The organism is Xanthomonas sp. NCPPB 3005, assembly GCF_041228095.2.
Taxonomy (GTDB): Bacteria; Pseudomonadota; Gammaproteobacteria; order Xanthomonadales; family Xanthomonadaceae; genus Xanthomonas_A; species Xanthomonas_A bonasiae.
Genome location: NZ_CP166096.2, coordinates 3998596 through 4022552 on the forward strand (window position 1 = coordinate 3998596; position 23957 = coordinate 4022552).

Here is a 23957-nt window from a genome sequence, read left to right on the forward strand (position 1 = left end):
CGCCGACCGCGCAGGGCATATCGATGCGACCGGGATGGCCTCCACATGAAGCCGCGGCAGCAGGTCGCTACGGTTCAGCAAGCCGGCGCAAGGGCCGCCGCAGCCATGCCTGGGCCGGCCCCGTGGGCGCCGCCAGCCACGCTATAATCGCCGGGCAGCATGGTGGGAGAAGCGGGGCGACCCGCTGCCGAAGGCGCAAACGCCCGTAATCGCTCAGGCCCGATACCACCCGCACCAAGACTCTGGAGAGACCGGTCCAACCCGGCGCCGAAGGGGCACGAAGCGCAGCGCAGCCCGCCGCCGCTTCCAAACTCTCAGGCAAAAGGACAGAGGGGCAGTGGGAAGACATGTGGCTTCCCGTCGGTCGTGTCCGCAACTGCGGCCGACGGCGGCATCCGTGCGTCCTCCGCCCTTCGTGCCCTCCTCTGCCGGACGACCGCCATGTCTAACACCCCCTCGCTGCGCGACCTCGAACACCACTCGGCCTTCGTCGAACGCCATATCGGCCCGAACGACGCCGAGATCGCGCACATGCTGCGCACCGTCGGCCACGACTCGCTGGACGCGCTGACCGACGCCATCGTGCCGGGCAAGATCAAGTCGCCGGCTGCACTGGCGCTGCCCGACGCGATCACCGAAGAGGAAGCGCTGGCCAAGATCGGCGCCATCGCCGACAAGAACCAGGTGCTGCGCAGCTTCATCGGCCAGGGCTACTACGGCACCCATACGCCGAAGGTGATCCTGCGCAACATCCTCGAGAACCCGGCCTGGTACACCGCCTACACGCCGTACCAGGCGGAGATCTCGCAGGGCCGCATGGAAGCGCTGATCAACTTCCAGACCATGTGCGCCGACCTGACCGGCATGGAGATCGCCAACGCCTCGCTGCTGGACGAGGCCACCGCCGCAGCCGAGGCGATGACCCTGGCCAAGCGCTCGGCCAAGGCCAAGTCCGACACCTTCTTCGTGCACGACGCGGTGCATCCGCAGACCCTGGAGCTGCTGCGCACCCGCGCCGAGCCGCTGGGCATCGTGCTGCGCGTGGGCACACCGGAGGAAGCGCTGCAGGCCGAGTGCTTCGGCGTGCTGCTGCAGTACCCGGACAGCTTCGGCCACATCGGCGACCACAAGGCGCTGGCCGACGCCGTGCATGCGCGCGGCGGCCTGGTCGCGGTGGCCACCGACCTGCTGGCGCTGACCCTGATCGCCGCGCCCGGCGAATGGGGCGCGGACATCGTGGTCGGCAACTCGCAGCGCTTCGGCGTGCCGTTCGGCTTCGGCGGCCCGCACGCCGCGTTCATGGCCTGCCGCGACGCCTACAAGCGCTCGATGCCGGGGCGCCTGATCGGCGTGTCGATCGACGCGGCCGGCAACCCCGCCTACCGTCTCACCCTGCAGACCCGCGAGCAGCACATCCGCCGCGAGAAGGCCACCTCCAACATCTGCACCGCACAGGTGCTGCTGGCGGTGATGGCGGCGATGTACGCGGTCTACCACGGTCCCGACGGCCTGACCCGCATCGCCCGGCGCACCCACCGCCTGGCCGCGATCCTGGCCGCGGCGCTGCGCAGCACCGGCATCAGCGTCGGCGAGCGCTTCTTCGACACCCTGCACGTCAAGGGCATCGACGCCGATGCGATCCATGCCAAGGCCGTGGCCGCCGGCATCAACCTGCGCGCGATCGACAGCGAGGCGCTGGGCATCAGCCTGGACGAGACCACCACCCGCGCCGACGTGGTCGCGCTGGCGCAGCTGTTCGGCGCGAGCGCCGATGTCGATGCGCTCGATGCGGCCACTGCCGACGCATTGCCGCAAGACCTCAAGCGCAGCAGCGCGTTCCTGCAGCACCCGGTGTTCAATACCCACCACAGCGAACACGAGCTGCTGCGCTACATGCGCGCGCTGGCCGACAAGGACCTGGCGATGGATCGCACCATGATCCCGCTGGGCAGCTGCACGATGAAGCTCAACGCCACCGCCGAGATGATCCCGGTGACCTGGCCGCAGTTCGGCGCGATCCACCCCCTGGCCCCGGCCGAACAATCCACCGGCTATGCGCAGTTGATCGACGAACTGGAAGCGATGCTGGTCGAATGCACCGGCTACGACGCGGTCAGCCTGCAGCCCAACTCCGGCGCGCAGGGCGAATACGCCGGCCTGCTGGCGATCCGCGCCTATCACCGTTCGCGCGGCGAAGCGCATCGCGACATCTGCTTGATCCCCGAGTCCGCGCACGGCACCAACCCGGCCTCGGCGCAGATGTGCGGCATGAAGGTCGTGGTCACCAAGTGCGACGCCAACGGCAACGTCGATGTCGACGACATCCGCGCCCAGGCCGAGAAGTACAGCGAGCGCCTGGCCGCGCTGATGATCACCTACCCGTCCACCCACGGCGTGTTCGAGGAAGACGTGGTGGCGATCTGCGAGGCGGTGCATGCGCACGGCGGCCAGGTCTACACCGACGGCGCCAACATGAACGCGCTGGTCGGCGTGGCCAAGCCCGGCAAGTGGGGCTCGGACGTGTCGCACCTGAACCTGCACAAGACCTTCTGCATCCCGCACGGCGGCGGCGGCCCGGGCGTCGGCCCGTGCGCGGTGAAGTCGCACCTGGCGCCGTTCCTGCCGCGCACGCTGGGCGGCGAAGGCGACGTCGGCATGGTCAGCGCGGCCAGCTTCGGCAGCGCCTCGATCCTGCCGATCAGCTGGATGTACATCACCATGATGGGCAACGCCGGCCTGCGCAAGGCGACCCAGGTCGCGCTGCTCAACGCCAACTACATCGCCAAGCGTCTGGCCCCGCACTACCGGACGCTGTACACCGGCCGCAACGGCCTGGTCGCGCACGAGTGCATCCTCGACGTGCGCCCGCTGGAGAAGAGCACCGGCATCGGCGCCGAAGACGTGGCCAAGCGCCTGATCGACTTCGGCTTCCACGCGCCGACGCTGAGCTTCCCGGTCGCCGGCACGCTGATGGTGGAGCCGACCGAGAGCGAATCGCTGCACGAACTGGACCGCTTCATCGACGCGATGATCCAGATCCGCGAGGAGATCGCCGCGATCGAGGACGGCCGCCTGGACCGCGAGGACAACCCGCTCAAGCACGCCCCGCACACCGCCGCGCAGGTCACCGCCGGCGAGTGGACCCACGCCTACCCGCGCGAGCTGGCCGCGTTCCCGCTGCCCACGCTCAAGCAGGCCAAGTACTGGCCGCCGGTGGCGCGGGTGGACAACGTCTACGGCGACAAGCACGTGATGTGCGCGTGCATCCCGGTGGATGCGTACAAGGACGATGTGGTGGCGTAACGCCCACCCGCCCTGTCGCGTATCGCCACGCCAGCCCCGCATGTCGGGGCTGGCGTTTTTTTGCCGAAGGCGCTGAGCTCAGTCGCGCTCCACGCCGGGATCGAAGGCCAGGCCGTCGCCGACCTGCTGCAGGCAGCGCAGCGGCTGCTTTGGCAACTGCCGCCATTGCGTGCGCAGCGCGCTGTCTTCGATGCTGCCGGTGCGCAGCTTGGCCTTGCCGGTCAGGTAGTTCACGCTGATCTCGTCGACCTCGCCGCTGCCGCGGTGCAGGCCGCGCATGTCGTAGCCGATCAGCTGGAAGCAGTCCTGCCGGTAGCGGAACAGGAAGGTCGTCTCGGAGGTGTTCCAGCTGCCGGCGCTGGAGAACTGGTGCAGGTTCACCGAGAACGCGCCGCGCGCGATGGCGGGTTCGCCGCCGTCGAGGTAATCCTCCATGTTCGGCGCGTCCGGGCGCGGGATCAACGCGTGATCGCGCAGCGCCAGCCGGTAACCGTCGCCCTCGGCGAAGCCCACCGCCAGCATGCGCGGATTGGTGTCGAAGCGATCCGGGCCGAAGCCGGCGTTGTCCAGCACGTTGCGCGGATCGGCCATCTTCAGCACCAGCAGCAGGTCCGCGCGGCCATCGCCGTTCAGATCGCCGCGGCGCTCGAACTCCAGCGTCCAGCCGCCCGGCACGAATGCGGCGGCATCGCGGCCTTGCGCGGGCAACTGCGGATAGACCACCGCCGGCGGATCCAGCGCTTGCGCGGCGCCGGCGACGGCCAGCAACAGGGGTAACCACGGCCAGGGGGATCTGAGCGGCATCGCGGGATCGACGTGCGGGAATGGAACCGCGATGGTGGCACGATTCGGCGACGCTTCCGCGCAGCGTTCGCCGCGCACGCTCAACCCGGCGCAGCGACGCCCTGCATCTCCGCCGCCGCATCCTGCGCATGCGCACAGCAATTGCGGCCATTGCGCTTGGCGCGGTACAGCGCGGCATCGGCCTGGTGCAGCAGATCGATCGCCGCCTCGGCGCTGGCCGGGCGGGTGGCGATGCCGATGCTGACCGTGACCACGCCCAGCGGGCTGGCCGGGTGCGGGATCTGCCGCTGCTCGATGGCGGCCAGCAGGCGCCGCGCGATCGCGTGCGCGGCATCGGCCACGGTGTCCGGCAGCACCACCGCGAATTCCTCGCCGCCGTAGCGCGCCACCGTGGCGGTCTGCGCAGGCAAGGCCTCGGCCAGCGCGGTGGCCACCTCCACCAGGCAGGCGTCGCCGCGTACATGGCCGTGGCTGTCGTTGAACTGCTTGAAGAAGTCGATGTCGATCATCAGCAGCGAACAGTCCCGGCCGTCGTCCATATCGCGCAGCCGCGCCGCCAGGCCGACCCGGTTGGCGATGCCGGTCAGCGGATCGCGCGCCACCTGCTGTTGCAGACGGCGCGTGCTCACGCGGCTCAGCCGCTGGATCTCCAGATGCTCGCTGTGCAGGAACGCCACGTGCGCCCCGTACACCATCACCGCCAGGGTCGCCGCGGCCATGCCCCAGAAGAAGCTGACCCGCGACACGCTGATCGCCAGCAACAGCACCGCCAGCGAGAACACGATCGGCGCGAACGCGGCGATCAGTTCCGCGCTGCGCATGCTCGGCCGCGCGTGGCGCAGCCAGCGCCCCCGCGGCAGCGACGCGACCAGCACCAGCGCCATGCCGGGCAGATCGATCAGCAACCCGCCCCACCACGGCAGCCCGCCCAGTTCGATGCGGTTGTACAGCGCCGCCACCGCGCCGTTGATCCACAGGTAGGCGCTGGCGCTGAGATAGAAATGGCGGCGGCTGCAGCCGCCGGCCCCGAGCAGGCGCAGCGTGGCCATCGACGCGAGCAGCAGGTCGATCGCATCGGCGTGATTGATGATCAGGTTGACGTCGGGTTCGGAGAAACCATTGCTGGACGACAGCGCCAGGTCGATCAGCAGGAACAGCAGGCCGGCGCCGACCAGCGCCAGCACCGCATCCAGTGCCACGATCAGCCGCGGCTGCGATCGGTTGAACGAGCGCGCGATCAGGTACAGCGCCGGGATCATCGACGAGCCGGAAAACATCACGCCCAGTTTCTGCAGCGCGGGACCGTGCGGCGGGAACAGCAATGCCAGCAGGTTGCAGCCGGTCCACAGCATCTGCACGCCGACCATGGCGCCCAGCAGCCGCCACGGCATCCGGTCCATCGCCGGCGCACGCCGCAGCCGGCGCAGCACGGCCAGCACCGCCATCGCCTGCACCGCCAGGCCGCACCATTGCGCAGCGGGCGCGGCGCTGCCGCCCGCGTGCGCGGCCAGCGCATGGGCGAGCAACAAGCCGATGACGAGGATGGGCAAGAACACGTTCGGTCTCCGTCGCACGCCATGCTGCATTGCATCGGCCGCTGCCGTTGCGCCGTCCCCGCGCTCGCAGCCCCTGGAAGGAGCGCCGCGCAACGCACTATCGGCCGCGCGGCGCCGTCCTGTAGCCCCGGCTTGGCGGCAACGCCCGCACCTGGCGGCGCTTGCGGCCTCCCGACGGCCAGCTGCAGCGGTACGACCGCGGTTCGCCGCAGAGGCCGCGGGCGACGGCGGCGAGCCGCGTCGCTACATGGCGAATGCACGCCGCTCGCGCCTCTCCACGTTGTGCGAACCGCACCACACGCCGCTGCGCCGTCCTCACGCCACGCTCGGACAGGTTGCACGGACCGTTCACGCCTGCCGGCCCAGCATCGGCCAGACCCCTGACACCCTCTCTTTCTCCCGCGCATTGTGCAGCCATTGCAGCGCGAATCCCTTCCGCCGTCCCCGCCTCATCCCCCGGAGCGCACATCCATGGCCAGCCCTCGCAAGCCCAGCAAATCCAGCACGCCAGTCGATACCAGCGCCGTCGCCGACCAGCGCGGTCGCGGCGACGAACTGCACCAGCACGCCGGCGGCACGCATCCGCCGCTGACCACCAACCAGGGCATTCCGATCGCCGACAACCAGAACTCGCTGCGCGCCACCCCGCGCGGGCCGACGTTGCTGGAAGACTTCATCCTGCGCGAGAAGATCACCCACTTCGACCACGAACGCATCCCCGAGCGCATCGTGCACGCGCGCGGCAGCGCCGCGCATGGCTATTTCGAACTGACCGCCTCGCTGGACAAGTACACCACCGCCAAGATCCTCACCGAGGTCGGGGTGAAGACGCCGGTGTTCACCCGCTTTTCCACCGTCGCCGGCGGCGCCGGCTCGGTGGACACGCCGCGCGACGTGCGCGGCTTCGCGGTCAAGTTCTACACCAAGGAAGGCAACTGGGACCTGGTCGGCAACAACATCCCGGTGTTCTTCATCCAGGACGCGATCAAGTTCCCGGACCTGATCCACGCGGTGAAGATGGAGCCGGACCGCGGCTTCCCGCAGGCGGCCAGCGCGCACGACACGTTCTGGGACTTCATCTCGCTGACCCCCGAATCGCTGCACATGATCATGTGGGCGATGAGCGACCGCACCATTCCGCGCTCGCTGCGCATGATCGAAGGCTTCGGCATCCACAGCTTCCGCCTGCTCGACGCGAACGGCAACAGCACCTTCGTCAAGTTCCACTGGCGGCCCAAGCTCGGCCTGCAGTCCACGGTGTGGGACGAAGCGGTGAAGCTGGCCGGCGCCGATCCGGATTTCCACCGCCGCGACCTGTTCGAGGCGATCCAGCAAGGCGATTTCCCGGAATGGGAGCTGGGCGTGCAGCTGTTCACGGAGGAAGAGGCGGACAAGTTCCCGTTCGACCATCTGGATTCCACCAAGCTGATCCCGGAGGAACTGGTGCCGCTGAAGATCGTCGGGCGCATGGTGCTGGACCGCTGGCCGGACAACTTCTTCGCCGAGACCGAGCAGGTGGCGTATTGCCCGGCCAACATCGCACCCGGCATCGACTTCTCCAACGATCCGCTGCTGCAGGGCCGCCTGTTCTCCTACCTGGACACCCAGCTCAGCCGCCTGGGCGGGCCGAACTTCCACCAGATCCCGATCAACGCGCCGAAGTGTCCGTTCGCCAACATGCAGCGCGACGGGCACATGCAGATGGGCGTGCCCAAGGGCCGCGTCGCCTACGAACCCAGCTCGCTGCAGGACGACACCCCGCGCGAAAGCGCGCGCGGCTTCCCCAGCCACGCCACGCCCAGCGAGGACGGCGCCAAGGGCCGCGTGCGCGCGGAGAGCTTCGCCGACCATTACAGCCAGGCGCGCATGTTCTTCCGCAGCCAGAGCAAGCCGGAGCAGGCGCACGTCGCCTCGGCGCTGGTGTTCGAGCTGTCGAAGGTGGAGACCGCGCATGTGCGTGAGGCGGTGGTCGGACACCTGCGCCACGTCGATCCGGCGCTGGCGCAGCGCGTGGCCGACGGCCTGGGCATGGACACCTTGCCGCCGGCACCGCCGGCCGCGGTCGCGCCGCAGGACATGCCGCCGTCGCCGGCGCTGCAGCTGATCGGCAAGATGAAGCCGACCCTGCAGGGCCGCGCGATCGGCATCCTGGTCCACGACGGGTCCGACGCGGCGACGGTGAAGAACCTGCAGAAGGCAGCGCGCGACGCCGGCGCCACGGTCAAGATCGTGGCGCCGAAGCTGGGCGGCGCCAAGCTCAGCGACGGCAAGAAGCTGGCCGCGGATGGGCAACTGGCCGGCACCCCGTCGTTCGTGTTCGACGCGGTGGCGGTGGTGCTGTCGGCCGAGGCCGGCAAGCAGCTGAGCAAGGAGTCGGCGGCGGTGGATTTCGTCAGCAACGCCTTCGCGCACCTGAAGGCGATCGCCGCCGATGCCGGCGCGCAGCCGCTGCTGAAGGCCGGCAACGTGGTCAAGGACGCCGGCGTGCTCGATGCCGGCAACGGCAAGGGCTTCATCGAAGCGGCCAAGACCCGCCAGTGGGACCGCGAACCTAAGCTGCGCATGCTCGCCTGAGCCAGCGTCGCCAGCGGCACCCTGCCCCGACCGCGCCATGCCTCCGCATGGCGCGGTTTTGGTTTGCGGCGGCGGAAGCGCCGGACCGCAGAGGTGGCTCCCCCGGCAGGACGTAGTACGGCCTCCCGAGCCCCCCTACACCCGCCACCCCATCCGTGTCATGGCCGTAGCGGCGGTCCGGCCCCGTCCTCTCAGGAGCCGACGAACGGCGTTGCCGGCATCCGAAATCGGGACGACGCCGGGTGCCGCAAATCGCCCTGTCTAATTTTTCGCCATGTCTCTTGACAGTCTTGTGGCACGTGGCCGCGATGGGCTTATCCACACCCTTATGCAGAAGTCATCCACACCCCTTGTGGACAACCTCGCGCTCGCCGGCGCAGCGGAAGCCATGAAGCAAGTGATTGAAAAACAAAAGAAACCACTTGGCGCCTATTGACAAACGCGGAACCACGCCCGGGCCGGCTGCTGTCCCGCAACAAACCCGAGACAAAACTTATCCCGAGGCCTGTCCGCTGCCGGCGCGGTTCCGCGTTCCTGGCTGAATGCGCGTTGCCCTGGACGTGCTCGTGCCCTGCGCAGGCCGTTGGGTCGTCGCCGTCATGAGACGGACATGGGCGTGGAGTGGTGCCTGATCGCTCCCTTCTCCCCTCGGGACCATGGCCCCCTTTTCGGGGGAAGATGCCCCGCAGGTGCGGATGAGGGTACGGGCGCAGCGGCGTGCGCCCAACCTCCGCGAGACGCTTCGCGCCGGACCCTCACCCCAACCCCTCTCCCGACGGGAGAGGGGCTAGGCCGTTCCCTTCTCCCCTCGGGAGAAGGTGCCCAGCAGGGGCGGATGAGGGGCACAGCCTCGCGCACCCCATCGCAGCGAGTCGCTTCGCGCCGGACCCTCACCCCAACCCCTCTCCCGACGGGAGAGGGGCTATGCACCTCGGCTCAGGCCAGCACGTCGCCACCCGGCGTGGGCAGCAGCGATTCGGCCAGGCTGCGCTCCATTTGCTTCAGGTAATCGCTGAAGCCGCCGCGCGCACGCGCCACGCGTCGGGCGCTGGTGACCACCACCGGCTGCGCGCGGCGTGCGATCCGCGCATCCGCGCGCACCATCGCCTCGACCAGGGCCACGTCCTCGTGCGCGGCCAGCGGCAGGAAGCCGCCGCAGCGCCGGTACAGGTCGGCGCTGAGACCCAGGTTGGCGCCATGCACGTGCGGGTGGTCGTCGCGGCGGCATTCGCCGGCGCGGTAGGCATCGCGCATCGCGCTGTCGTAGTCGTCCCAGTCGCCGACCGTGACGATGCCGCAGAACGCGTCGCTGGCGCAGTCCAGCTGCGCCGACAGCCAGTTCGCCGGCACCACCGAGTCGGCGTCGGTACAGGCCAGCCAGCGCGCGCCAGCGGCCAGCGCGGCCTCGGCGGCGGCCGCGCGCGCGCTGCCGACATTGCCGGACTGCAGCACGATGGCCTGCGCGCCGTGCGCGGCAACGATGCCGGCGGTGCCGTCGCTGCAGCGGTCCAGGGCGACGAACACCTGCACCGCCTCGCCGCGCAGGCCGGCGCATTGCGCCGCCGTCGCCACCGAGCGCAGGCAGGCGCCGATCAGCCGTTCCTCGTCGTGTGCCGGAATCAGGACCGCGATCACCGCAGCCGCTCCGCGGCCGCGACCGAATATGGGGTGGCGCTCCAAGCCTCAAGCAGCACGTCGTCGTCCTGGTAATGCAGCAGGCGCGGCAACTGCAGGGTCTGCGCCAGGCAGGCGTGCACGGCGCGTCCGTCCATGCACGCCTGCGCGAACGGATGCAGCCAATGGCAGGCGACCAGCACGCCCTGCTCGGTCAACGAGGCGCGCAGGCGCTGGATGCAGTCCTGCAGCAGCGGCAACGGCAGGTAATAGCCGACTTCGCTGAACACGATCAGGTCGAAACGGCCCGGCGGCCAGCTGCGCGGATGCTCGGCCTGCTGCACGCGCACGTGCGCAAAATCCGCATTGCGCTGTGCGGCCAGGGCCACCGCACGCTCGGACAGGTCGGTGGCCAACAGCGCCTCGCAGCGCGGCGCCAGCGCCGCGGTCAGTTCGCCGTTGGAGCAGCCCAATTCCCAGGCGCGCGCGAAGCGTGCGCGCGGCAGGCTGGCCAGCAGCAGCGCGCGCTTGCGCGCCTCGTACCAGCGTTCGCGATAGCCGAACGGGTCGTCGTCGCGGTAGATGTCGCCGAAATACTGCTGCACCGCGCTCATGCGACAAAGACCTCGAAGCGGCGCGCGAAACGTTCCAGCACCGGCGGCGGCAGGATCGGCGCCGGCACCGCCGGTTGCGCGGTGCCCAGCTGCGAGGCGAAGCACCGCAGCGCCTGTTGCTTGGCTTGCCAGTCGGCATCGTCCAGCGCGTAGCGAACCGCGCCAGGCAGCGCCTGCTGCGGCGCGCCGGCGTCCATCCAGTGCCAGGCCCAGACCGGAAATTCGGCCATGCGCGCATCGCAGGCGGCGACGGCGCGCCGCACCGCGCGCGCGGTGGCTTCGTGGTCGGGATGGCCGTCGTGGCGCCACGTCGTCAGCACCAGATCGCCGGCGTGCAAGTGCGCGTGGATCTGTTCGGCGACCACGAATTCGCGCTGGCCGACCTGGCCGTCGGCGATGCGCAGGTGACAGATCGCATCGGCGTCCAGGCCCAGGCACTGCGCGGCGGCGGCCAGTTCGGCGCGGCGCACGTCGCGCAGGCGCTGCGGCGTCCAGTACGGATCGTCCGGATAGCAGGCCTCGCCATCGGTCACCGCGATCAGGCACACCGGCACGCGCAGCCGCCGTGCACAGGCGACCGCGCCGCCGCAGCCCAGCGCTTCGTCGTCCGGATGCGGCGACACCACCACCAGCCGGCGTGCGCCGGCGAGCAGGTCTTCGATCCGGCGCTGCGGCAAGCCCGCCAGCCACGGCGAGCGCTGCCACGCCGACTCGGGCGTGCCGTCGCCGTGGATCTGCGCCGCGCTCACAGCCGCCATGGCTGCACCTGTTCGGCCAGCGCCTGGCCCAGCGCCGCCCAATCGTGTTCGGCATGGCTCTGGCGCACGAACACCGCCAGATCGGCACAGCGCATGGCGTGTTCGCGATCGCTGCACAGCGGCGCCGGGCCCAGCGCGCGGCCGACACGATCGAGCACGTCGCTGGCCGCCCGCTCCACGAATGAGCGCAAGCGGACCACCGCGTGCCGGTGATCGTGCTCGGGCGCCGCGTCGATCGCCGCGGCCAGTTCGCGCAACAGCGCGCGCGCCGCGCCGAGCTGCTGGTCGATCGCGCCCAGGTGCATCGCCGCATGCGCATCGCGCTGCAGCTTGGGATGCGCGCGCAGGCGCTCGGCCACCGCGGCCGCCGCGCCGAACCAGCAGGCGGCGATGCCGGCGCCGCCATGCCAGAACCCCGGACGCGTCAGATACTCGCCCGGCGCGCCGATCGCGCTGGCCGGCACCGCATCGAACGTCACCGGCCCGCTGACCACGCGCGCCATGCCGACCGCCGCCCACGCCTGCGTATCGATGGCGATGCCGCGCTGGCGCAGTTGCACCTGCGCCAGTTGCTGGCGGTCCTGTTCGTGCGCGGTGAGCAGCGCGCAATCGACCAGGCCGGCACCGGAGCACCAGGCCTTGCGGCCGTGCACTTCGCCACGCCCGGCGGCGCTGCGGTAGGCAAGACGCGCATCCGGCGCTTCGGCGGCCCACACTGCGAACAGTTGCCCGGGCACGGGCGGTGCGGCGCCCAGCTCGGCCAGGATCGCCTGCGCGTCGTAATGCGCCTCCAGCACCTTGGCCAGGCACACGTCGGTCGCGGCGATCTCGGCCAGGATCCGCCAGCGGTCCAGGGTGTTGCCGGCGCCGGGCAGCGGCAGCTGCGGATAGCGTTCGAGCACGCGCAAGGCGGCACTGCGCAGATCGCAGGCGTCGCCCAGGGGGGCAGGGGAAAGCAGTTCGGTCAAGGACGTCTCTCAGGCAATTCGGAAAACGACACACGCGATGGCGCGGCGGATGCGCGGCAGGCGATGCATGGGTGAGCCGCGATCACACCAGGCACGGCGCCCACGCAGCGTGTGCACGCCGCACCGCGACGTGCACATCGATAAAGAGTTCATGCACGATGCCGGCCTCGGCCACCGTCGGCTGCGTACAGCGCGACGGCAGCGAGGCGACGGTCGCGCCGCGTTACGGCGTCAGGATCACCTTGCGGCAGTCCTGTTCCTTCTTGTCGAAGATCGCATAGCCGTCGGCGGCCTGCGCCAGGCTCATCCGATGGGTGATGATCTCGTTCGGCTTGAGCCGGCCTTCGCCGATATGCTCCAGCAGCTCCGGCAGGAAACGCTGCACGTGGGTCTGGCCCATCTTGAAGGTCAGGCCCTTGTCGAAGGCGTCGCCGAACAGGAAGCCATGGATGAAACCGGCGTACACGCCGGGCACGCTGACCGTGCCGCCGCGGCGCGTGGCGGCGATGCACTGGCGCAACGCGGTGCCGCTGCTGCCTTCCAGCTTCAGCGTGGCCATCACCGTTTCCACGGTGCTGCCCTTGGCCTCGAAGCCGACCGCATCGATGCTGGCATCCACGCCGCGGCCCTCGGTCTGGCCGACGATGATGTCGGCCGGATCGTCGATCTGTTCGAAGTTGAGCGGGATCACGCCATAGGTCTTCTGCGCGAAATCCAGCCGGTACTGATAGCGGTCGACCATGAAGATGCGTTCGGCGCCGAGCATGCGGCAGCAGGCGGCGGTCATCAGCCCGACCGGACCGGCGCCGAAGATCGCCACCGTGCTGCCCTGCCCTACGCCCGCATTGAGCGCGGCCTGGTAGCCGGTGGGCAGGATGTCGGACAGGAACAGCACCTGCTCGTCGTGCAGCGCGTCCGGCACCACCAGCGGGCCGACGTTGGCCTTGGGCACGCGCACGTACTCGGCCTGGCCGCCGGCGACGCCGCCGTACAGATGGCTGTAGCCGAACAGCGCCGCTGGCGGGCGAATGCCTTTCTGGTTCAGCGCGGCGCCTTTGCCGGTATTGGTGGTCTCGCAGGCGGCGTACTCGGTCAGGCGGCAGTGGAAGCACTCGCCGCAGGCGATCACGAACGGGATCACCACGCGGTCGCCCTTCTTCACCCGCGTCACCCCGGGGCCCACGTCTTCGACCACGCCCATGAACTCGTGGCCGAGCACGTCGCCGCTGTGCAGGTCGGGAATCTTGCCACGGTACAGGTGCAGGTCCGAGCCGCAGATCGCGGTGGCGGTGACCCGCAGCACGATGTCGTCGGCATCGACCAGGACCGGATCGGGAACGGTTTCCACGCGCACGTCCTTGGTGCCGTGATAGGTGAGAGCTTGCATCGGATGGTGTCCTCTTGCGACGGCGTGGAGCGCAGTGTTGCCGCAGGCGACGTGCAACCAGGGTGACCATGCCGTGAGGCCAGTGTGGCGGGATCGGCGCAGCGCCATACGCCGCGGCGCTGAGGGCTGCCACCGATTGCCGGGCGATCCGCACGATGGCGTGCGCTCACCGAGCGACAACGCGACTCAGTGCGGCAGCAGCCGCGTATCGATCGCGTGTTCGGCGAGCATCGCCGCCAGTGCCTGGCGTGCCTGCACGCGATCGTCCGGGTCCGCCGCATCCAGCAGCTCCTGCGCGAGCGCGCTGAATTGCGGCCAGAACTCGTCCGGATGGCGCAGATGCGCGGTCCATTCGGGCAGCATCGCCGCCATATGCGCCAACGCCGCCTGCGTTTGCGCGCGCGTGTTCATGCCGGCGCGCGCGGCTGCCGCCATTGCACGCGATGCGTCTTGCCGTCGTCGGCCAGCGCGATGCGCCCATCGCGCTGGCGCAGGCCGTCCACGAACAGGCCGGCGCTGTCGGCAGGATCGGTGGCATCGCCTGCCTGCTCCGCTGCGTGCTGCAGCAGTTCGATGTGGTACGTGCTGCCGCCATGGCGGTACTGCAGTTCGCAGCGCTCCCAATCGGCCGGCAGGCATGGCCGCAACTGCAGGCTGTCGCCTTCGCGCTGCAGGCCGAGCAGCGATTCGACCAGCAGCCGGTACATCCACCCGGCCGAGCCGGTGTACCAGGTCCAGCCGCCGCGGCCCACGTGCGGCGCCACGCCGTAGACGTCGGCGGCGAGCACGTAGGGTTCGACCTTGTAGCGCTCGCTGGCCACCGCATCCAGGCTGTGCTGGATCGGGTTGATCATCCGCGCCAGTTCCCAGGCGCGTTCGCCGTCGCCGAGCCGGGCGAAGGCCATCGCCGCCCACACCGCCGCATGCGTGTACTGCCCGCCGTTCTCGCGCACGCCCGGCACGTAGCCGCGGATGTAACCGGGATCGTGCTCGATGCGGTCGAACGGCGGCTCCAGCAGCTGGATCAGGCCGGCGTCGCGCTTGACCAGATGCCGGTCCAGCGCGGCCATCGCCTGCCGCGCGCGCGCCGGTTCGGCCGCGCCGGACAGCACCGACCAGCTCTGCGAGATCGAATCGATGCGGCATTCGGCGTTTTGCGCCGAACCCAGCGCAGTGCCGTCGTCGAACCATGCGCGCCGGTACCAGCCGCCATCCCAGGCGTGCGCCTCGAGATTGGCGCGCAGCGCATGCGCCGCCGCATCGCACTCGTCGGCGAAGGCCGCATCCTCGCGGCTGCGCGCCAGCGCCGCGAACTGCTGCAGCACGTGGTACAGGAAGAAGCCCAGCCACACGCTCTCGCCCTTGCCGCCCTCGCCCACCCGGTTCATGCCGTCGTTCCAGTCGCCGGTGCCGATCAGCGGCAGGCCGCGCTCGCCGAGCAGGGCCATGCCGCGGCGCAGCGCCTGCACGCAGTGCGCATACAGCGGCGCACGCTGGCTCGACGGCGCCGGCAGGTCGTAGTACGACTCCTCGTCGGCGCCGACGGCGCGGCCTTCGATGTAGCGCACGTCTTCGTCGAGCACGCCGCGGTCGCCGGTGACCTGCAGGTAGCGGCACGCCGCCAGCGGCAGCCACAGGTAGTCGTCCGAACAGCGCGTGCGCACGCCGCGGTCCTGCGGCGGATGCCACCAGTGCAGCACGTCGCCCTGCGGGAACTGGTGCGCGGCGCTGGCCAGCAGATGCTCGCGCGCCAGTTCCGGGGTGGCGTGGACCAGCGCCATCATGTCCTGCAGCTGGTCGCGGAAACCGAACGCGCCGCCGGACTGGTAATAGCCGCTGCGCGCCAGGTAGCGGCAGGCCAGGGTCTGGTACGGCAGCCAGCCGTTGACCAGCAGGTCCACGCTGGGATCGGGGGTCTTCACCTGCAAGCCGCCGAGCAGTTGCCGCCAATGGATGCGCACCGCGTCCAGCGCGTCGTGCGCGGCGTCGCGGCCGCGCATGCGCCGCGCCAGGTCCACCGCGGCATCGCGGTCCTTGCCGGCGCCGAGCCGGAACACGGTTTCGCACTCGGCGCCGGCGGCCAGGCTCAGCGGCACCTGGATCGCCGCGCACGGATCCAGCCCGGCGCCGAGGCGCCCGGACAGGCGTTCGCGGCGCAGCGCCTGCGGGTGGGCCATGTCGCCGTTGCGGCCGAGGAATTCGTTGCGGTCGCCGGTGCAACTGCGCGCGGCCGCATCCACGTCGAAGAACGCGGTGCGCGCGGCGAACTCGGCGTTGTACGGATTGCAGGCCAGCAGTGCGCCGTGCGTGCCGTCCTGCTCGCTGACCACGTGCATCTGCGATTTCACCCGCAGGTCGCCCAGCACCCATTCCACATAGCCGGTCGCCGACAGGCGACGGCTGCGTCCGGACAGGTTGCGCAGCTTCAATACCGAGAACTTCACCGCTTCGTGCAGCGCCACGTACACCCACAGCTCGCTGGCGATGCCGTCCTGCACATGCTCGTAGACGCTGTAGCCGAAGCCGTGGCGGGTACGGTAGTCGCCCTCGCCGCGGCACGGCAGCGCTTGCGGCGACCACACCCGGCCGCTGTCTTCGTCGCGCAGGTAGAACGCTTCGCCGCAGGTGTCGGCGACCGGGTCGTTGTGCCAGGGCGACAGGCGGAACTCGTGCGCGTTCTCGAACCAGGTGTAGCCGGCGGCGCTTTCGCTGAGCACCGTGCCCAGCTGCGCATTGGCCAGCACGTTGGACCAAGGCGCCGGCGTCGGCGCGCCCTCGCGCAGCGCCACCAGGTATTCGCGGCCGTCGGCGGCGAAGGCGCCGGTGCCGTTGTCGAACAGCACCTCGCCCTGCGCCGGCGCGAACGGCCACGGATCCTCGTGCGGGTCGCCGCTGGCGGCCGCGAACGGCGCCAGCGCCTGTGCATGCTCCTGCGCCTCGGCCAGCGCGGCGGCCGGCAACGGCATCAGTTCCGGCATGCCGCGCGGCGGCGGCAGGTGCCGGCCGATCTGCGCAGCGAGCGTGCCGCGCTGGTCGCTGACGATGACCCGCGCCACCACCTGCAGCAGGATGCGGTCCTCCTGCGAGATGTTCTGCACCGGGCGCACGAAGATGCCGCCGGGGCGCTCCAGCACGCTGGCGTCCGGATCGGCCGCGACCATGCCCAGGATCTGTTCCTGCAGCTGTTGCCGGTAGCCGCTCTGGCTCTCGTTCCAGATCACCAGGTCCGCATGCAGGCCCTTGAGCCGCCAGTACGCATGCGCCTGCACCATCTGCCGCACCAGTTCGATGTTGTCGGCATCGCCGATCTGCAGCAGCGCGATCGGCAGGTCGCCGGAGATCGCATGGCCCCACAGCCCGGACTGGCCGCGCCGGTTCTGCAGCAGCAGTTCGCTGTCGGCGCGCAGCGCCGGGTTCACGTACACCATCAGCCCGGCCAGGCGCTCGTACAGCTGCGCGTCGGCCTGCGAGGCGTTGATCTGGCGGCGCACCACCTGGCTGTGGGTCCAGGCCAGGTCGAACACGCGGTCGGCCAGGCGCCGGTCGCGGTACTTGTCGATCAGCGCCATGCACGCGGCACGGTCGCCACCGACGCCGTAGACCATGTCGATCATCGCGGTCTGCTCCGGCGCCAGCTCGATCCGGCAGCGGATCGCGACCACCGGGTCGAGCACCGAACCGGCGGTGTCGGACAGCGCCGCATCCCGGCTCAGCGCGCGCGGGGTGCGCGCCGTATTGCCGCGGCCGAGGAAGCGCGCGCGGTCGGTCTCGTAGGAAATCGCGCCGATGTGCGCATCGTGCACCGCCACTAGATGGAACATCCACGGCGCCACCTCGTCGTGCGCGCGGGTGCGCCGCGTGCACAGCAGCGCCTGCGTGTCGCGGGCGATCTCGGTCTGCACGAACAAGTTGCTGAAGGCCGGGTGCAGTTCGTCGGCGATGGCCGGCGCCAGCACCACTTCGGCATAGGTGGTGATCTCGATGGTGCGCGGCTGCCGCGAACGGTTGCTGACCCGCAGGCGGCGCAGCTCGATGTCGTCCTCGGCGGAGATCGCCACTTCCAGGTGCGTGTCGAAGCCGCGCTTGCGGCCACGGAACTCGGCCTTGGCGTCGGAGAAGATCGCTTCGTAGTGGTCCACCGCCACGGCGGTGGGCTGGTAGGCGGCCGACCAGTAGTCGCCGCTGTCCACGTCGCGCAGGTAGCAGAAGCTGCCCCAATGGTCGCGGGTGGCGTCCTCGCGCCAGCGGGTGATGGCCATGTCGCGCATGCGGCTGTAGCCGCCGCCGGCGCTGGTCAGCAGGCCGTGGTAGCGGCCGTTGGAGAGCAGTTGCACCGCCGGCCGCGGCGCGCTCGGATCGCGGAATACGCGCAGCTGGGTCTCGTCCTCGCGCGCGTCCTGGGGGCTGCGTGCGGCGCCGTCGGCCTCCTGCGGATGGAACACGCCCACCCGCGGGATCCGTTCCTGCAGCAGGAGCAAGGTGGCCTGGAATTCGGCATCGGCGGCGAAACGCTTCTGCATCGGCTGCTCGCGCAGCAGATGGTCCAGCGCCAGCAGGCCCATGCCCTGGTGATGCGCCATGTACGAACGGATCAGCGCATGGTCCTGGCCGGGCGGCACCCGGCTGGGGGTGTAGTCGATCGCCTCGTGCAGGCCGAAACGGCCGCCGAAACCGGACTCGGAAAGCCGCTGCAGGTTGGCGCAGGCCGCTTCCGGGGCCACCATCAGCGCCATCATGCTGGCGTAGGGCGCGATCACCAAATCGTCGCCGAGCCCGCGCTTGAGGCCCAGCCCGGGCACGCCGAACGCGCGGTACTGGTAGTTCATCCGCGCATCGACCGCGTTGTAGCCGGATTCGGAGACGCCCCATGGCACCGCGTGCCGCGCGCCGTGCGCGATCTGCGCGTTGACCGCATGCACGGCGGTCTGGTCGAGCAAGGTGTCGGCATAGCTGGGCATCACCAGCTGCGGCATCAGGTATTCGAACATCGAGCCGCTCCACGACAGCAGCGTCGCTTCGCCATCGACCTCGGTGAGCTGGCGCCCGAGCGCGAACCAGCTTTCCTGCGGCAGCTGGCCCTGGGCGATGGCGACGAAGCTGCACAGCCGCGCCTCCGACGCCAGCAGGTCGTAGTAGCCCTGGTCCAGGCGCCGCTCGTCGACGTTGTAGCCGATCGCCAGCAGGCGCCGCGCCGGATCGTAGAGGAAGCCGTATTCCATCAGCGACAGTTGCCCGGCGATATGCGCCAGGCGCTCGAGCTGGTGGATGCGCGCGCGGGCGCGCTCGGCGGCCTCGGCGTTGCAGGTCTGCGCGGCCAGCGCGCGCAGCGTCGGCAACGCCGCCTCGGTCGCCGGCAGGCACGCGTCGTCGCGATCCGGCACCGTCGCCCACGGCGCGAATTCGTGCAGTTCCTGCTGCGCCGCGTTGCACGCGTCCAGCAGGACCTGCGGCCAGTGCGGCGCCAACGCGTCGGCGGACTGCTCCGTAGCGGCGGCCGGCGGCGGCCAGCGCTCGGCGATCGCGGCTGCCTGCACGGCCAGCGCAGCCAGTGCATGCCAGGTCTGCGGCAGCGTCTGCGGCGGGGCCGCGCACAGCGCCTGCAGGCGCTGATCGACGTCGTGCAGCGCCGCCTGCGGCACCGCCGCTGCGACTGGATTGTCGTGCGCGGCCTCGCGCAGCACGCCGAACGTGTCGGCCAGCCCGTCGAAGGTGGCCGTGGCCAGCAGCGGCGCATCGCACAGCGCCAGCAGCCCCTGGCGCAGGGTCAGCAGATGCCCGGCCAGGTTGCCGCTGTCCACCGTCGACAGATAGGCCGGCGGCAGCGGCAGCAGGGTCTCGGTGTCGTACCAGTTGTAGAAATGGCCGCGATGGCGCGGCAGCGTCTCCATCGTCGCCAGGGTCAGCCGGGTGCGCTCGATCACCCCGCCCGGCTGCAGGTAGCCCAGGTCGTAGGCGGCCAGATTGCCGAGCAGGGCCAGGCCGATATTGGTCGGCGAGGTGCGCCGCGCCACCACCAGTTGCGGATGTTCCTGCACGTTGTCCGGCGGCAGCCAATGGTCCTGCGCACGCACGTGCACTTCGAAGAACGCCCAGGTGCGGCGCGACAGCCGGCCGAGGAAGGCGCGCTGCGGCGGCGCCAGCTGCGCGCGGCGCGGCGCGGCGGCATGACCCATCCACGCCATCACGGCCGGCGCGACGATCCACAGCGCCACGATCGGCGCGGCGACCCACAGCGCATGCGGCTGCCGCCAGGCCAGCACGGCCAGCAGCGCCAACGCGCACAGCGCCGCCGGCGCCATCCCGCCCAGCTCCGCCGCATTGCCGCGACCGAGGCTGCGCGCCACGTCGCCGGATGCATGCCATTGCAGCAGGCGGCGCCGGCTGACCAGCATGCGCCACAGCGTGCGCACGATCGCCGACGCCGCGTAGCCGGCCTCGTACGGCAGGCACGCCAGCGCCACCAGTGCGCGCTGCAGCTGCGTCGCCCAGGCCTTGCCCAGCGTGCCCAGGTGCATGCGCCAGGCCATGTCCACCGGCTTGGCGACGATGTCGTGCAACGCCGGCACCACGATCGGCAGCACGAACAGGCCCAGCAGCCAGGCGGTCCACGCCGCCGGCCGCGGCAGCCACAGCCAACCGGTCGCCAGCAACGCGGTGGCGGCGATCGGCACCAGGCTGCGGCGCAGGTTGTCCAGCAGCTTGCCGCGTGACAGCGCCGAGAGCGGATTGCGCCGGTAACGGCCGGCGGCGTCGGGCACCCACGGCAACAGCCACGGCAACAGCTGCCAGTCGCCGCGGATCCAGCGCGCGCGGCGCTTCACGTCGGTCGCATAGCGCGCCGGGTAGTCCTCGAACAGGCGCACATCGCTGACCAGGCCGGCACGCGCGTAGCAGCCTTCCAGCAGGTCGTGGCTGAGGATGCGGTTGTCGGGCAGGCGGCCGTCGAGCGCCTGCTCGAACGCATCCACGTCGTAGATGCCCTTGCCGACGAACGAGCCTTCGCCGAACAGGTCCTGGTACACGTCGGACACGGTGCGCGTATACGGGTCGATGCCCGGCTCGCTGCCGAACAGGCGCGCGTAGCGGGTGATGCGATGGCCGCTCATGCTGCTGCCCACGCTCGGCTGCAGGATGCCGTAGCCGCGGGTCACCCGGCCCAGCGCCGGATCGATGCGCGCGCGGTTCAGCGGATGCGCCAGGGTCGCGACGAACTCGCGCGCCGCGTCGCGCGGCAGCCGCGTGTCCGCGTCCAGGGTGATCACGTAGCGCACCTGCGCCAGAAGCGCGGTCGCGCCGATCGCCGCGCTGAAATCGGCATCGGCCGCGCCGCCGCGCAACAGCCGGTTCAGCGCCGCCAGCTTGCCGCGCTTGCGCTCGTGGCCGATCCAGGCGCGCTCGCCGGCGCTCCACAGGCGCGGGCGGTGCAGCAGGAAGAAGCGGTCGCCGCGTTCCGGCGCATAGCGCTGGTTGAGCCGCGCGATGTGCTGCGCGGCATGGTCGAGCAGCGCCGCGTCGCCGGGCAGCGTCGCCTGCGCGGCGTCCAGGAAATCGGTCAGCAACGCGAAATGCAGCTGCACATCGCGATTGGCCAGGAACCGCACTTCCAGCCCTTCGGCCAGTTCGTCGATCGTGGCCGCGTCGCTGAGCATGCTCGGCACCACCACCAGGGTGCGCGCGCCCGCCGGAATGCCCTTGGAAAAGTCCATCCGCGGCAGCGTGCGCGGCGCCACCAGCAGCGTCGCCGCCCAGTTGACCAACGCCACGCCCAGTTCGCTGAACACCAGCACGCCCAGCAGCGCGGTCGTCGCCCATAACCATACCGGCACGGTGGCCAGCGCATGCAGCTGGGCCAGCAATTTCCAGCTGCCGAACGCGGCGATGGCCGCGATCGGCAGCAGGTACGCCGGCAGCGGCAGCGTGCGCCGCGCCACGTGCGGCCGCCGACGTGCGCGCGGTAGCGCGGCGATCGCCGCCGGCAGGTCGCGCTGGCCATCGTCGACCAGGTAGTAGCCGACATGGCGCCGGTCGTCCACGGCCGCCGCCTGCGCCAGCTGCAGCACGCACTCGGCCACCGCGTCCTCGCTGGCGCCGCTGCGCCGCGCCAGCAGTTCGACGCTGTGCCGGTAGCTGTCGCGGGTCTGGAAGTCCATCTGCGCGTAGGTGCCGTGCGGATCGCGGCGCAGGTGCGCTTCGACCGCGCTCAGCTCCTCGACGAAATCGCGCCAGTCCATCGTCGCCAGCAGACGCAGGCTGGCGATGCTGTTGCTGATCGAAACCTGGTCGGCCGCCTGCTGCTGGCTCTCCGCATGCACCATCTGGTCGATGCGCTGGCCGCCGTCGGCCAGCCACTGCTCGACCCAGGTCACCGGCATCGCCAGCACCCCGCCGCGCCCGTGCAGCCCGCGTACCAGTTCGGCCACGAACGCGCCGGACAGCGGCGGCTGCGAGCGCGCCATGTCCGCGACCACCAGCACCACGCTCTTGGGGTCCTGCACGGCGGCGGTATTGAGCCGGTCGGCCCAGTCGCTGGCCAGGCGGTGGTCGATGCCGTCGCGCATCACCCGCGCCGCGACCCGGCGCAGGTTTTCCAGCAGGCCCAGGCGCAGCATGATCGGAATCGCCCACAGCTCGCCCAGCATCAGCGGCGTCACCGTCTGGTAGGCGGCGATGAAGCGGCTGGCCATGTCGGCATCGATACGGCCGTCGCCGTGGGCGATCGCGTCCATCGACAACGCATAGACGCGCGGCAACCCGGCCGACGCGCCCTGCGCCAGCGCCGGCAACTGGCGGCTGTAGCCGGCGGGCAGATGGCGCCGCGCGATCAGGATCTGTTCTTCGACCAGGTAGAAGTTGTCCAGCAGCCACTCGCCGGCCGGCGTGACGCGGATGTCGTCGCGGACCATCGCCGCGAGCATCGCCAAGGCGTCGCGCAGCACGTCCTCGTTCTGTTTCAGCCGCGCCAGCAACACCTCGGGGCTGCGTCCGCCGCGCACCCGGTGACTACGCGCCAGGGTTTCGCCGTGCGCGGCCATCTGTTCGGCGCTGAGCAGTTGCGCGCGCAGCGGCTCCTCGGTCGGCGGCCGCATGCGGCCATGCTGCAAAAACATCGCGCGCACGCCGGAGAGGCCGCGCCGATAAGGAAGCAGCCGTCTACGCAACGCACGCCAGGGGGACGCCATGATGATCCAGAGGGGCCAAAGAGCCCGCTTGGCTTCATGCTTAACAGGCGCGGGCAGCGCCAGGCGTGAATGCGGGCAGCGCGGTGCGCGCGATTGACCGCCGTGCTTGCGTCGCTGCGCGCGACACAGCCGCGCTGCGGTTGACGCTGCGGTTGACGCTGCGGTCGGCGCACGGTGCGCCGATGGCGTTCAGGTGCCGATATCTGCGCCGTCGCCGCGTGGCGCAATGGGCCGCGATTGCGGCGCGATTGCGCAACAGGCGGACGCCGCAAAACGAGGCGAACACGCCCCGACGATGGCCGATGGCGGCGGCAACGACACGCCGCGCGCGTATCCGCGGACACGCATCACGCCGCAGCGCCAACACCGGCGGCTACGCCGGCAACGGCGCCCGGCTCAGATCCGCGTGGTGGCCAGGAAGCGCTCGCGGTCCTGCTGGGTGCGGCGGCGGATCTCGGCCAGGGCCTGGCTCTCGGTGGCTTCCAGCATCGACTCGAACAGGCGCTGGAAGTGATTGCGCATCGCGTTGCGCGAGGCCGCCGGATCGCGCGTCTTCAGCGCTTCCAGGATCGCGGCATGCTCGTCGGTGCGGGTCGCATCGTCCTGGTGGCAGACGTGCGCATACACCTGGCGCACCCGCGGCAGTTCGTTGCGCATGCGCCAGATCAGGTGGATGCAGTATTCCACCACCGGATTGCCGGACAGGCGCGCGATCGCCAGGTGGAAGCGGCGGTCGTATTCGCCGGCCATTTCCTCGGTGGTGGCCGGATCGGACATCGCCGTCACCAGGGTCTGCAGTTCCTCGATGTCGGCATCGGTCAGGCGCCCGGCGGCCAGCGCCGCGGCTTCGGCCTCGATCACCGTGCGCGCGGCGGTCAGGTCGAAGGCGGTGACGTCGGGCAGCGCGCCCTGCGCATCGATCGGACGCGGACGCACGTACACGCCCGAGCCGGTCTTGATCGCGATCCAGCCCTGCGCTTCCAGCGCGATCTCCGCCTCGCGGATGGTCACCCGGCTCACCCCGAACCGCTCGGCCAGATCGCGCTCGCCCGGCAGCCGCGAACCGGTCGGGAATTCTCCCGATTCGATCAGCGACAGGATCTTTGCGGCGATGGATTGGTAGAGGCGGCTTTCGGACATTCGCGCTAAGGACCCGTCGGTGAATTCCACAGCGGTGCCGGGACGACGCGCCGGCGCCTG

At 70.5% G+C, this 23957-nt stretch carries 12 protein-coding genes and 1 riboswitch; of the genes, 2 read left to right on the forward strand and 10 right to left on the reverse strand.

Annotation, left to right across the window (positions count from 1 at the left end; all coding sequences use genetic code 11):
* The first annotated feature begins 232 nt into the window (after nt 1-232).
* A riboswitch (glycine riboswitch) is annotated at nt 233-340 on the forward strand.
* 101 nt (nt 341-441) lie between these two features.
* Nucleotides 442-3303 (forward strand): aminomethyl-transferring glycine dehydrogenase, encoded by a 2862-nt coding sequence (gene gcvP / locus AB8810_RS17250; protein ID WP_369914352.1) that lies wholly within the window; start codon nt 442-444, stop codon nt 3301-3303.
* A 78-nt stretch (nt 3304-3381) separates the two neighbouring features.
* On the opposite strand, the gene AB8810_RS17255 is transcribed toward gcvP, so the two are convergent.
* Both AB8810_RS17255 and AB8810_RS17260 read right to left on the reverse strand, forming a co-directional pair.
* Nucleotides 3382-4107, reverse strand: coding sequence for a hypothetical protein (locus AB8810_RS17255; protein ID WP_369914353.1), 726 nt, complete (start codon nt 4105-4107; stop codon nt 3382-3384).
* A gap of 80 nt (nt 4108-4187) precedes the next feature.
* The gene (locus AB8810_RS17260; protein WP_191824952.1) at nt 4188-5663 is read right to left on the reverse strand and encodes a diguanylate cyclase; all 1476 of its coding nucleotides are present in this window, start codon (nt 5661-5663) and stop codon (nt 4188-4190) included.
* A gap of 471 nt (nt 5664-6134) precedes the next feature.
* Here AB8810_RS17260 and AB8810_RS17265 point away from each other — a divergent pair, with 471 nt between their 5' ends.
* Nucleotides 6135-8237, forward strand: coding sequence for a catalase (locus AB8810_RS17265; protein WP_369914354.1), 2103 nt, complete (start codon nt 6135-6137; stop codon nt 8235-8237).
* Nucleotides 8238-9173: 936 nt separating this feature from the next.
* Here the strand turns inward: AB8810_RS17265 and AB8810_RS17270 are convergent.
* The 8 genes from AB8810_RS17270 to AB8810_RS17305 form a co-directional block, all read right to left on the reverse strand.
* On the reverse strand, nt 9174-9872 hold the full coding sequence (locus AB8810_RS17270; protein ID WP_179570748.1) for a glycosyltransferase family 2 protein: 699 nt from the start codon (nt 9870-9872) through the stop codon (nt 9174-9176).
* Nucleotides 9869-10465, reverse strand: a complete 597-nt coding sequence (locus AB8810_RS17275) for a class I SAM-dependent methyltransferase (protein ID WP_191824954.1) — start codon at nt 10463-10465, stop codon at nt 9869-9871. The genes AB8810_RS17270 and AB8810_RS17275 overlap by 4 nt, the downstream gene beginning before the upstream one ends.
* A complete protein-coding gene (locus AB8810_RS17280) occupies nt 10462-11223 on the reverse strand; it encodes a PIG-L deacetylase family protein (protein ID WP_369914355.1) in 762 nt (253 codons plus the stop codon). The genes AB8810_RS17275 and AB8810_RS17280 overlap by 4 nt, the downstream gene beginning before the upstream one ends.
* The gene (locus tag AB8810_RS17285) at nt 11211-12191 is read right to left on the reverse strand and encodes an acyl-CoA dehydrogenase (RefSeq protein WP_369914356.1); all 981 of its coding nucleotides are present in this window, start codon (nt 12189-12191) and stop codon (nt 11211-11213) included. Before AB8810_RS17285 ends, AB8810_RS17280 begins: the two co-directional genes overlap by 13 nt.
* 223 nt (nt 12192-12414) lie before the next feature.
* Nucleotides 12415-13578 (reverse strand): zinc-dependent alcohol dehydrogenase, encoded by a 1164-nt coding sequence (locus AB8810_RS17290; RefSeq protein ID WP_369914357.1) that lies wholly within the window; start codon nt 13576-13578, stop codon nt 12415-12417.
* A 186-nt stretch (nt 13579-13764) separates the two neighbouring features.
* Nucleotides 13765-13950 carry a hypothetical protein gene (locus AB8810_RS17295; RefSeq protein WP_241093206.1) on the reverse strand — a complete coding sequence of 62 codons (186 nt, stop codon included), beginning with the start codon at nt 13948-13950 and terminating at the stop codon, nt 13765-13767.
* A gap of 35 nt (nt 13951-13985) precedes the next feature.
* Nucleotides 13986-22664 (reverse strand): GH36-type glycosyl hydrolase domain-containing protein, encoded by an 8679-nt coding sequence (locus tag AB8810_RS17300; protein ID WP_369914358.1) that lies wholly within the window; start codon nt 22662-22664, stop codon nt 13986-13988.
* Between the two features lie 489 nt (nt 22665-23153).
* On the reverse strand, nt 23154-23897 hold the full coding sequence (locus AB8810_RS17305) for a FadR/GntR family transcriptional regulator (protein ID WP_179570743.1): 744 nt from the start codon (nt 23895-23897) through the stop codon (nt 23154-23156).
* Between the last annotated feature and the right edge of the window lie 60 nt (nt 23898-23957).